The 12,084-nt window shown below is 37.4% G+C and carries 9 protein-coding genes and 1 tRNA gene; 2 read left to right on the top strand and 8 right to left on the bottom strand.

Annotated features, from left to right (window positions below):
* Nucleotides 1-3: 3 nt before the first annotated feature.
* The 4 genes from ACEZ3G_RS03810 to ACEZ3G_RS03795 all read right to left on the bottom strand — a co-directional run bounded on the left by ACEZ3G_RS03810 (nucleotide 4) and on the right by ACEZ3G_RS03795 (nucleotide 1,898).
* Nucleotides 4-384: a BfmA/BtgA family mobilization protein gene (locus ACEZ3G_RS03810; RefSeq protein WP_062054296.1), complete on the bottom strand. Its 381-nt coding sequence runs from the start codon at nucleotides 382-384 to the stop codon at nucleotides 4-6.
* A 433-nt stretch (nucleotides 385-817) separates the two neighbouring features.
* Entirely contained in the window at nucleotides 818-1,015 is a 198-nt protein-coding gene (locus ACEZ3G_RS03805; RefSeq protein WP_246906063.1) for a hypothetical protein, read from the bottom strand.
* An 11-nt stretch (nucleotides 1,016-1,026) separates the two neighbouring features.
* Nucleotides 1,027-1,476, bottom strand: a complete 450-nt coding sequence (locus tag ACEZ3G_RS03800; protein ID WP_303507660.1) for a JAB domain-containing protein — start codon at nucleotides 1,474-1,476, stop codon at nucleotides 1,027-1,029.
* 77 nt (nucleotides 1,477-1,553) lie between these two features.
* Nucleotides 1,554-1,898 carry a single-stranded DNA-binding protein gene (locus ACEZ3G_RS03795; RefSeq protein WP_246906069.1) on the bottom strand — a complete coding sequence of 115 codons (345 nt, stop codon included), beginning with the start codon at nucleotides 1,896-1,898 and terminating at the stop codon, nucleotides 1,554-1,556.
* A 796-nt stretch (nucleotides 1,899-2,694) separates the two neighbouring features.
* On the opposite strand from ACEZ3G_RS03795, the gene ACEZ3G_RS03790 reads away from it, so the two are divergent.
* The gene (locus tag ACEZ3G_RS03790) at nucleotides 2,695-5,214 is read left to right on the top strand and encodes a DEAD/DEAH box helicase (RefSeq protein ID WP_340200713.1); all 2,520 of its coding nucleotides are present in this window, start codon (nucleotides 2,695-2,697) and stop codon (nucleotides 5,212-5,214) included.
* Nucleotides 5,215-5,229: 15 nt separating this feature from the next.
* Nucleotides 5,230-5,314: transfer RNA gene (locus ACEZ3G_RS03785), tRNA-Phe, on the top strand.
* Nucleotides 5,315-5,498: 184 nt separating this feature from the next.
* On the opposite strand, the gene ACEZ3G_RS03780 is transcribed toward ACEZ3G_RS03785, so the two are convergent.
* The 4 genes from ACEZ3G_RS03780 to ACEZ3G_RS03765 all read right to left on the bottom strand — a co-directional run bounded on the left by ACEZ3G_RS03780 (nucleotide 5,499) and on the right by ACEZ3G_RS03765 (nucleotide 11,910).
* Nucleotides 5,499-6,335 carry a DUF932 domain-containing protein gene (locus ACEZ3G_RS03780; RefSeq protein WP_340200711.1) on the bottom strand — a complete coding sequence of 279 codons (837 nt, stop codon included), beginning with the start codon at nucleotides 6,333-6,335 and terminating at the stop codon, nucleotides 5,499-5,501.
* Nucleotides 6,336-6,599: 264 nt separating this feature from the next.
* Nucleotides 6,600-8,396, bottom strand: coding sequence for a ParB/RepB/Spo0J family partition protein (locus tag ACEZ3G_RS03775; RefSeq protein ID WP_340200709.1), 1,797 nt, complete (start codon nucleotides 8,394-8,396; stop codon nucleotides 6,600-6,602).
* A gap of 645 nt (nucleotides 8,397-9,041) precedes the next feature.
* On the bottom strand, nucleotides 9,042-10,757 hold the full coding sequence (locus ACEZ3G_RS03770) for a PQQ-dependent sugar dehydrogenase (protein WP_432425141.1): 1,716 nt from the start codon (nucleotides 10,755-10,757) through the stop codon (nucleotides 9,042-9,044).
* 283 nt (nucleotides 10,758-11,040) lie between these two features.
* Nucleotides 11,041-11,910: an AraC family transcriptional regulator gene (locus tag ACEZ3G_RS03765; RefSeq protein WP_432424141.1), complete on the bottom strand. Its 870-nt coding sequence runs from the start codon at nucleotides 11,908-11,910 to the stop codon at nucleotides 11,041-11,043.
* Nucleotides 11,911-12,084: the final 174 nt, after the last annotated feature.

The raw sequence follows: 12,084 nt of genomic DNA, 5'->3' as shown, positions 1-12,084 counted from the left end.
AAATTAGAGTTGATTACTTGTGTTTTGCTTTTCTCGAAAACGGACTTCCTTCTTTTCTTCGGCATATTTCTTTTCTACAATCAGCGGTTTTTTGGTTGGTTCTTCTGTTTCAAAAAGAGATTGAATCATAGCCACTGTAGGTTTGGTTTGGGTCTTTTCGACATCCCGCATTATGGCAATGACCGCATTTATTCTTTTGAGTAATTTAGCTTCAATTGTACGTCCAGTCGGTCCTAATTTTTCCTTTGGCGAAATTTCATTGTAGAAGAAAAAATCCAGCATTGTGGACATTGCTTCGGTGTGCGATTTGAAGTAAGTGCGTGAGAAAGTTTGGAAACGTTTTGCGGTTTCCTTTTTAAATCTAATTCCAGTAAATGAGTCCATATTTCGCCGATTTGTCGCAAAATCTTCCCTAAAAATGGGCGTTCCCAGCCCGTTTGTCGCAAATCATTGATTGTTAAGAAATTATAATAAATTTAATTAACTGATTTTCAGGTAATTAAAAACGAAAAGGAATCCGAAACATCGCGCAGCGTGTTACCCTCTTGCTATTCCTTTTCGTCCCGCTCGCGGGACAAAAATCCATACAATCCGGCTAAAAAGCCGATTGCCATTTTCAAGGAAAATGATTTTCCAGTATGTTTAATTTCGATGTGTAAGCGTATCGGCGAAAGTCAAAAATTGGATAACCTTACTTTAATTTGTGCGCTGAATTTCAGCAATGTAAAGATACATTTTTTTTCTTGAATTGGATATGAATTGCATACAAAAACACCTCCAATAAATTGAGAGGTGTCGGATTTAAAAATTGACAAAATTATACATTGAATACGTATGTGTAAGAATACAAATTCCGAAGTGCTTCTTCCTCAATTACCGTTTCAAAACAGATATAATTTTCCTTTACGTATTTACGGATAGCATCCCCAAATTTTCGTTCCACATCTTTTTTAGAATTTTCTAAAAGTCGGTTTTGAGCCTCTTCGCTCAAGTCTGTAAAATTGAGATATACCATAGCTGTTTATTTTACAAAATTCCGTTATCAGAAAAACTATAGTAATCGCCATTAGGCGCAAATATCAAATGGTCAAGAATGGTAATGTCGAATAGTTTGGAAGCCTTTTTAATCTTGTTCGTTAAATTCTTATCTGCATCACTAGGTTGTAATTTTCCACTTGGGTGATTGTGCGTTAAAATTATAGCTACTGATAGAGATTTTAAAATAACCGCAAACAATATCCGAAGGTCTATTAGCGTACTTGTAATTCCACCTTGTGAAAGTTGATAAACCCCTTTTACCTTATTGCTGTTGTTCAACAATACAACTTTAAAGGTTTCTTGTATGCCTATGGTATCTTTATCCCAATCTTCATAAAGTAGTTCAGCTGCATCTTGTGAACTGCTAATTTTCTGCCACATTGAAGATTTCAGTCCACCTTTGTAGCTTATTTTTATTTCGTTAACTTGTGCTTTCATTGTTTATAGTATTTAAAATGTGAATAATGAAAAAGAGGGCGCATCTTTCGACTGTTACGCCCTCTTTCATTTTAGGTTTACTTATCGCCTTTACTTCCAAGTAAAAGGATTTCATCAGCTACCACTTCCGTTACATAGCGTTGTTCGTTATCATCAGTTGTATAGCTTCGAGTTTTTAGTTTTCCCGATATTCCAACTTCTTTGCCTTTTTGAACATACTTTTCTACTATTTCAGCAGTCTTGCCCCAGGCTACAATTGTATGCCAATTTGTATCTGTTTGTTTTTCGCCTTTGCTGTCTTTGTAATACTCATTTGTGGCTAATGAAAAACGGGCTACTTTCTTTCCGCTTTCAAGGTTCGTAATTGTTGGTTCTTGTCCAACGTTTCCAATTAACTGTACGTGATTTTTAATAGTACTCATAATAAAATATTTAAGTGATTCATATTTCCCCTATTGATTTAAAACAGATTAAATTTTAAGGGGTGTTTGTTCTTTTCTTTCGTGCACCGCACAATGGATAGAGTGGGTTTTGTCAAGACTTTTAAGGTAAAATCAGGTGTGTTTGCGACGTAGTAAAATCCTTGGATTTTCAAGGAAGTAGAAACCTTATTTTTCACTAAAACTCTGTATAGTCTTGACAAGTTCCATAAGGGCATTAGCAATTCTTTTAAACGCAGTTGCGTTTGAGCGTACCGACAGTTAAGCGAAATAAGTAGCTGTGGTTAAATTAGAATTGGTTATGTCGTGCCTGTTTTTCGACGACCCGAAAAACAATAAAGGCTTTATCCATTATAAACCCCTTAAAATGTGTAAGACAGCGGTTCGGTTTTTAAGAATTTTCTAGGAAGCACTCAAGAAGGGCTTACCGCAAATTCTGTTAAGAAAACCGAAGTGATGGCTTTCCGCTTTGGCAAGCGGACTTAATTCACAATTTTGGCTATGGAATGTAGTGTTCCTTCCCAGAGCATCGGGAAGGGTTAACGGAATGGAAAGCTGAAATTGGGGATTGTGTCCAAGACTTATGTACCGAAGCTCTTTTTCCGAAATGTAGCTTTTCGCGAAATGAAGGGGAATGTGCTGAGTGGATTATGAAATTTCTGAATCTATTTATTGGTCAGTTCAGTTTAGATAAAATTTTCTCAAAACAAAATAAATATTCCTTATAGTTATATGTTAAATTTTATTACATTATCAAGCTAATAGAATCTGATTATTAATGAATATTTTTAAGAAAAAACTAGAAGATACTACCCCAAAGGAACTCAACTTTGAACCAATTGAACTTTTCCAAACTTTGTTCCATAAGGAAGGATACGCTTATTTACGTGGAATACAGGAAGAGGTATTAAACTCTTGGCATAAAATACGTGAACAACGTGATGTACTTTGCAAAATGAATACGGGTTCTGGAAAAACTTTGGTTAGCCTTTTAATGTTGTATTCGAAAATGGTTGAAGGTGTTGGACCTAGTTTATATTTATGCCCTGATAAGCAACTATTAGAACAAGCAAAGATTCAAGCAAATTTATATGGAATACCTGTTTGTGAAGTAGAATACGCAGGACAAAGAAGTGTATTTCCTGATGACTTTCTAAACTCAAAAGCAATACTTCTATGTACATTCCAAAAATTATTCAATTCCCGTTCAATTTTTGAGAGGGACAATATTGATGTTGGTTCTATTGTTCTCGATGATGCACACGTCTGTTTGGATATAGCTAGAGATGCAACTACATTACTAATTCCATTTGGTCACGATTTAGCAAAGAGATTATTGAAATTATTCAAAGGCGATTTGAAATATCAAGCACCAGGTACTTATCACAGATTGATACAGGGCGACCCGTATGCTAAAATATTGAAAGTACCTTATTGGTCTTGGCTTTCACGTAATGATGAATTAATAGAACTCATAGGTGAGTTTAGTGATGACGACGAGTTATTTTTCAAATGGGGATTAATTGCCGACGACCTTAAATCATATGATTGTTATGTCGGTCCCAGAGGGATTGAAATAGCACCAGCTTATGTTCCATTCCATAATGTAAGAGCCTTCAATGAGGCCAAACATAGATATATTTTATCTGCCACATTTGAAGACCAAATAGATTTGATTAAAGACTTGGGAATTGACAAAAACAGCATCAAAAATGCTTTGATACCAAAAGACCGTAAAGATGTTGGTCAGCGGTTAATACTTGCTCCACAACGTTTTGATTCCAGAATAGTCGATGAGCAGATAATGACCTTAGCAAGAGATTATTCTAAATCTGGAATTAATGTAATGGTATTGACACCTTCCTCAGAAAGAGCTGCTAAGTGGGAAGATATTGGGGCTGAAATTTTAAAAAATGATAGTATTAATACAGACATTGGGAAATTAAAAGAAAAAAAAGGGTTGTTTTATGTGTTAGTCAACAGATATGATGGGGTTGACTTAAATGGGGATATGTGTAGAGTACTCATTCTTGACGGTTACCCATCTTTTAGCTCTTACGAACAGCTATATGCAGAACTCCGTTTAGAATCTGTCAAAGCCTCCCTCAAAGCACAGATAATAGAGCAAGGATTAGGTAGAGCTGTACGGTCTGGAAGTGATTACTGTACGGTATTTCTAATGGGTAAAGACCTACTACAATTTGTAGGTAACAAATCTAATCTTCAATACTTCACGCCTGTTACTAGGGAACAACTTAAATTGGGGCTTTCCCTATTAGATGAAGAATCGAAAGACAATGCTCTAGAAACAATTAAAGAAACAGCAAGCCTATGCTTAGTACAAGATATGAGTTGGCGAGAATACCACTCAGATATTTTATCAAAAATCGAAGTCGATAAAACAGATGACCGTATTTTGAAAAATTTGGAAATTGCAGACGTAGAGTCGAAAGCTATAGACCAATTCAGAAGAAGGGATTATGAAGGTGCGAGTAACCTTATTTTAAAGGATATTGTTGACTCTGTTGATTTAACTTCCAAGCAGCGCGGATGGTACTTTGAAAAGTCTGCAAATTATTTATTCCTTGATAATGCTCCGAAATCGAATGATTTACAATTAAAAGCTGCCCAAACGACTTCTCATATGCTTCAGTCTAAAAATGGGCACAGTTATACTAAGATTACTGCTAATGAAGAACAAGCGATTCAGGCACTTACTTTTGTTAAGCGCTTTGAAACATCCCAAGACTTTAAAATGTATATTGAAAGTCTCTTTGAAAATCTTAGTTTTAGTCAAGACATACCGCATACAAAGTTTGAAAATGCATTGGCAGAAATTGGAAGTTTAATTGGTTTTTATACACAAGAACCAGAAGCTGAATTTGGAAATGGACCAGATGTTCTATGGGTGATGACCGACCAGCATTACTTAGTGCTCGAAGCAAAATCGAGAGCCATCCACGATGTTATAACAAGGGACAATATCAATCAACTTTTAGGCTCTGGTGAATGGTTTAAGAATTTATATGGACCAGCAGCTAATCATAATTTGGTTACATTACAACCGCCGAACATTAAAGGTTGGAATGTAAATACCAGCGAAAACACCCGTGTCATTGATGAAGAATCTTTAAATTTATTGAAGGATAATTTAAGAAGATTTGTTGATGGAATCAATAATTCAGGATTTACGGCGGCTACAACTAAGGAAATTGCAGATTTATTAGGAATACATAACTTAACGCCCAATGGCTTTAGAACTAGTTATCTCAAGCCAGTTTATTCAAAGAAAGGATAAATTACGGGTCAAAATATAGATGGCTGAGTGGTCTAAGGCTCCTGATTGAAGCTCAGGCGTACGGGAAACTGTACCGAGAGTTCGAATCTCTCTCTATCCGCAGATACGAAGGTATTTTAGCCCGCAATTTATTTGCGGGCTTGTTGGTTCTAGAAGCACCGCTAATGAACTAAATGTTCTCAATTTTTTGTTAGGAACTATTTCTTAAATCGAATATTGAATGTAGATGTAGATGTAAGAAAAAATCCAGTTTAGATAGGTACTGGATAAACCTTTAAATATCTCTAAGCCATTTCATAGACTTCATCGAATAATTTCTTATCCCATCGTTCTTGTTGGCCAAAACTTTTCTTCAATGTATTATGCAGTACCGAGTTAAAAGCATTGTAGCCTAACCATAGATTCGGTTCTTCATTAAGTAACAAGACTTCGTAATTCAAAATCTCAATGACCTCACGAGACTTTTTTGAAGGGTCACTATTCTTATCACTACACTCGTATCTAAACAGTTTAGTTTTGTCAAGAATGGCCTTTACGAACTCTTGTGTATCGATGATTTTAAATTCTTTCATCTTATCAAATTTCTTGGTAATGGTATAGAACTCATTATTCAAAAACTTGTCAAATAAGTTGTTCAACCTTGGCATAATAAGGTGTGTATTATTCTTACTGTGCTTAATTGAAAACTCGATTTCTGCCTGAGAAACGTGCAAACCATTGGAACATACTTTTCTGTAAAAACCAAAGTGGCCAGAGGTCTTTTCGCTACCATCATAAGAGTTTTTAAACCGAAGCATCGGCAGTATCAAATCCTCTTTATTTTTCACAGAGAATTGACTTTTATCGTCAATAATGAAGTCTGTAATGAAAGACCTATCATTTTTATTGATGGTACGTTTGTGATAGTTCAGTTGTGCATCGGATAGCATTTCTTCAGCTTTCTTGAAGAACAATTGATTTGGAATGTGTCCGTAGCTGTTTGATACTACATTGACAATTTTTCCATTGGAAATAATGACGTTTTCAAGCCCACGTCGAGATTCCATCTGCGTAAGTGTTTTTAAGGATTTCATTTCTGATGGAACAAAGATTTCATCCTGCTGTAAATTTTGTAAATACATAGCTTTTGAATTTAGATTAAACAATATTTGGGCGGTAACCCTAACGGAAGCTAAAATCTCAGCTCAAAAGGAAACGGAATAAATAAGTAAAGGATGGTGCGTTGGCTTTATGCCGTAGTCTTTTGATGGGTGTATTTTACGAGTTTACCTTTGCGCTACTATTGATTGATTATTATTCTACTTCATAACCATTTTTATTAAAGTATTATCAAAAAAAAGAAGAAGAGCCAGCACGAATGCCAACCCTTCTTCAAACAACAAAAGCTAATCTTTAAGTTCCTGAATTTGCTTTTCAAGAACTGTGATACGCTCTTTCAAACGTTCTTCACGCTTGTTTCGCTTCTCGGCATATTCTTTTTCTATGCCGGCAATCTTAGATTTGTAATACCCTTGCATTGCAGCATAGAATGAAATGTTCGTTAGGTTATTGACGTGATTGCTGTCTCCAAAATGGACTTGCTTGGTAAGTATATACCGTATTAGCTTGTGGAAAATTTCCTTTTTGAAATTCTTCTTAAAGTGCTGAACCATTTCAACCTTAGTCATTTTGGAAGTAGTTCCCAAAAACTTTGAGAAGTACTTTTGTTGGCTCATATAGTCCACATTATTTTCAAAAAGTGATATTGAAAAGGCGACCATTTCATCTGTCGAAAGTGTCTTCTTCGTATCAATGTATTTGGTCTCTCTAATCATCTGTACAACTTCTTCAAACTGTTTGTTGTTCTCAATCTGCTTTTTTCGGACTTCCCGTTCGTTGATTTTAATGATTTGTTCTTCTGGCGAGCAATCTGCCATTTTTCTGATAGCCAATGGTGCTGAATGCATTGTCGATTCATTTTGAGATTTCTCAATAATCTTTACAAAGACTTCTTTGTGTCTGTATGTTTCAGGATGGAAAACGATACCATTTGCAAATCCATTTTCTTTTGCAGAATTGTACGTTACCAATTCCTCTGTGTAGTTTTCAAAGACATTGTCATATTCCTCCTTTAGTTCTGCTTCAGAGTAATCGTAATGCTGGTACTCTTTTTTGATTGCCTCTTTGGTTGGTTCAATTGGACATTCAATTATTTCCACATCATCAAGAAGATAGACTTTCAATCCGCTATTTTCTAGTTGCGCGATAATATGCTGATTTCGTTCTTCGTCTGCCCAGTACTTCTGTATCTCCGGAATAAGAATGATTTTTTCTTTCTTCGATTTATCAATCAGGTTCAAGAACGACTTGCTTTTCTTCGATTCATAACAAGCTGATTTAGTACATACCATTTTACCATCCCCGAACAAATTACCCTGATTTGCCGCATTGAACGGACACTCGATACAAGCTCCAGCTTTTGCAATCAATTTCTTGTCAGCGACATCAAAAGATGCTTTTTCTAAATCAAAGGTCTGGTCTTTAATCATTCTGTTAACTTGATGGGCATTGAAATCTTCGCCCATAGTTTCAAGCATCATTTGCTGTTCTTCTGGTCCAAATAGTGCAACGCCAATCCCTAATGAAATGGTCATATCCCCTTTGCGAACAAAATGCTTAAACCCTTCTATAAGTCCAGCTAATTTCAAACGCTGTCTTATAAAATTATCACTTCGTCCCAATCGTTTTGCTATTTCAGAAGGTGCATATTTCTCACTCAGAAAGGCAATTGCTTCTGCTTCTTCGGTAGGTTCGACATCTTGTCTTTGTAGATTTTCGATGATTTGAACTTCCAAAACATCATTATTCTTATACATTCTCACGATACAGGGTATCGTTTTCTTACTGGCCAATTTACTAGCGCGAAACCTGCGTTCGCCCATTACAATGACATACTCTTTTCCAGATTTACGTACAGTAATAGGTTGAAGTACACCGTGCTTTTTGATACTCTCGGAAAGCTGTTGTAATAATGCTTCGTTGAATGTCTTTCTTGGTTGCATTGGGTCTGGAATGACCTTATCAATACTCAGGTTTTGAATTTGAAGTCCAATTGCTCTTTGTGTCAATTTTTCTTTGACTTCCTTTTTAACGGCTGTACTTGATTTACCGTTTCTACTTGTGATACTTGCTTTTGTTGTCATAATACTTAAATTTTAGATTAAACAATATTTAAGCAGGAACCAAACGGAAGATAAAATCTTGGCTCAAAAGGAAACGGAATAAATAAGCAAAGGAAAGAGCGTTGGATTTATGCCGTAGTCTTTTGATGGATGTATTTTACGAGTTTAAATTGCGGTAATATTGTATGATAATAAACTCTCCTTACTAGATTTTGATACCACGAAAGTTATTGTAAATCAATAGAATATTTCACTACTAACGGGCAGTTAAAATTTCAAATGAATTACCACTTTTTATGACCTAAAACTTTTAAATTTTATTCATTTTAAATGTTATTAATTGAAAAGAATTACTATTTTTGCATCGGACGAATCAAAATGAACTATAACCCACGGGAATTAGGTCACAAATCGTCAACAATAAAAAAGATATTTGGCAGAAGTGCCACAGCGACAGGGCTGGCAAAGCAAGGTTCGAGTCCCGTCCAGACCGCAAAAAGCTCTCAAATTCTTGAGAGCTTTTTTATTTTCTTATTATAACCCTATAAAGGTTTAGCGATCAAGTTTTTTTGCTGAACATTAAAAACAAAATGCCTTAGAGCAACCAGGCCGGCAAGGTCACAATGAAGACTTATCCGTTTTCGTACAAAAACAGGGAAGCCTTCATTACAACGACGTCGATATGCAATCGACCACCTTATATACTTTGCCATTGCTTTTGGTAAAAATATAGAGGTTACCGGAACCATCGAGACCAAATCTAAGGTCTACACGTTGGTTTTGGGTAATGGCCTCCATATCTGACATTTGCCCGTTCATAGTTACGCCCAACTTTGACACAGTAGCTTGTGCGCCTTCTATCATATTACCGGTTTCAGCATAAAAAAGCGTACCTCTGGGAATGTCGCCAAAAATGTATTTACCCTTTAGCAATGGAATAGTAGTGTTCGTGTAAACAAAACCGCCTGATACCGCATTGCCCTCATCATGATCGTATTGGATTATGGGATAGGAATAACCGGCATCGTCTTTTGGAAGCGGATAAACCAGTTCGGTATTCGCATTGGGGTCGAAAAGAAAAGTGCCCTCACGATCGGGCCAGCCGAAATCGGCACCCTTTTCTCCCAAGTTGACTTCCTCTACACTGTGTTGCCCGATATTGGAGATGAACATTTGATCGGGTCGATCATGATTCCATGAAATACGGTGCGGGTTTCTAAAGCCCCGGCACCAAATCTCACCAAGTTTATCGGGTTGATCTACAAAAGGGTTGTCTTTTGGAATACCATACTTGCCGTTTTTGCTGTTGTTACCGGTAGGGTCGATCCTTAATACACTGCCCCATATTTTTCTTGGATTATCGCACAATTCGGGGTATCCTGACAGTGCTGTGCCACCATCACCGATACCAAGGTATAATAGGCCATAATCGTCCGTTCCTTTTTCCGCAGTGGTATTGAAAGTTAGTTCTTGAAATCCGTGGACGCCGGTGACCATATCGGCACGCAACACTTCCCTCTTTAGGCCATTAAATTTTATAGCGGCCGTATCATCGACCTGCCATTCGGTCAATACCCACTGCAAGGTAGTTCGAATGCTATCAGGTACCGCAAAATCGGCGGTGGCGGTTTTTGGCGGCTCGGTATGGGTCGTATAGAAGCGTCCGTTGGTCTCAAAATCGGGGTGAAAGGCGAAACTTCCGAGTCCGGTTCCGAAGCCGGGATTATCCATGAAATTATCCTCTTCCAAATTGAGGTCAAGATACACCTTAATATTCCCGTTCGTTATTTCGTATAACTTTCCACGAAGATCCGCCAAGAACAACCGCTCACCCGTTCGGGTTTTTATACCCCTCATCGTATTTATGCGAGCCAATGGGCTTGCTTGAGAGCTTGGTGGTAAAGTGAGCCACTCTTCAAGAACCAAACTTAGGTCCCCGGTCGGAATTTTATCTACGATAGGGTCGAGTATTCCATCTTTACGTGTGCTTTTGTTTTTCTTTTCGGCCTCCGAAAACTTGCGTACGAAACCTAAGAGGTCTTCAAGTTCTTCGTCATTAAAATTAGAAAAGGGAGGCATGTACAGTTTATATTTTTCGAAAAGTGCGCTTGCCCTAGGGTCGCCATTTTCGATAACCGATTTGGGGTCTTTTATAAATGTCTTTAGCCAATCTTTAGGTACTTCGGAAGTAACCCCGCTTAGATTGGGACCGATTTCGTTTTCCCTAAAATTATGGCAGCTGGCGCAGTGTTGGTTGAACAATTCCATGCCGTGCTGAACGGCTAGCTCGCTTCCTACGTACAAATTGTTTTTTTGGGTTACCGATTCCTTATTTTCTTTGGTATCCGAGAAATTACAGCTTGTGGCAAAACCAAGAAGCACAGTTGACAAAAGCTTGAAAAACAAATTTTTATTCAGTTTGGGAGCCTTTTTTTGCGTAAGGCAATCGGCTGTACGAACGATTTGTCCGAATTTGTGATTTTTGGTGATTTCAATCGGAGAGAGCATAAATTAAGGTAAGGATGAACTGTACAATATAACAAAATAACCGGTTGTACGGTACGAACCAAGAAAACCGATTTCACCGCTGAATAAGTCAGACCGGTCATCTCGCATACTATTTGATGGGGTCATGACTATTTTAAATGGTATGGAAATTCAGAGATCAGGTCATTTCATATCGCTTTTTATACGCCGAAGGGGTTCTATTTGTGAAAGCCTTGAACTGTCTGTTGAAATTTGACAGGGTTCGAAATCCACTTTCATAACATGCCTGTGAAGCGTTCATTTTTTTGTCGATCAATAACTTGCAAGCATGGCCTACACGTATTTCGCTGACAAACTCTGAATATGTTTTGTTGGCATGGGTCTTGAAATAGCGACTAAAAGAAGTAGGCGTCATGTGCGTCAAGGCCGCTAGTTCCGAAATCGGTATTTTTCGTTTAAAATGTTTCAATACATGCGCGTAAACACGGTTCATTCTCTCCGTGTCTCCCTCGCGTAGCGTGTTCGTATATCCTGAACTGGCCAAGAGTTCAATGTCATCGGTTCTTGAAAGTAGGTTCAGAATACGCAAAAGCCCTAGCACGGTATCAAAACCTTCAAGGGTAGGTAAATCCAAGAGCATCCGCCGTACGGAAGTAGCCGTTTTACCGGTGACGTCAAAACCTCTAAGGCTTTTTTTGAAAAGTTTTCGCAACATGATACCCTCTTCTTTGTCCAACAACGATTTTCCTAGAAAATCTTCTTGAAAATAAACGACAATGCCTTCGGCATGAATATCGCTATCACTGGCGGAGTCTTCCGTATCGCTTCTCCAAAAATGGGGCAAGTTTGGACCAAGAAAAGTGATATCGCCCTCTTGAAACGGCTTGACATGGTCTCCGATGAACCGGGTTCCTTTTCCTTTCAACACCATAAACAATTGATACTCTGGATGAAAGTGCCAATTGGGGTCAAATACAGGCTGTTTCAATTCTTGCACCATGAACGCGTGCGTTCTTGGAATGAGCGATTTTTGCAGTGCTGATTTCAAAATACCTTTGTTCTTGTTTTTGAAGATAACAATACTAATTTATCTATAATAACTATAAAAAGCGAATTTTATGATATAATAAAGTCAGAATGGGATAGAAGAAAGGAATTTTTGAATCGGATTAATACTTACTATTGTTTTGCCAGAACGGTCAACGGCAATAAATCCATCCTC

The sequence above is a fragment of the Meishania litoralis genome (assembly GCF_042611095.1).
Taxonomy (GTDB): Bacteria; Bacteroidota; Bacteroidia; order Flavobacteriales; family Flavobacteriaceae; genus Meishania; species Meishania litoralis.
This window is presented reverse-complemented; position numbering and strand designations above follow the sequence as displayed.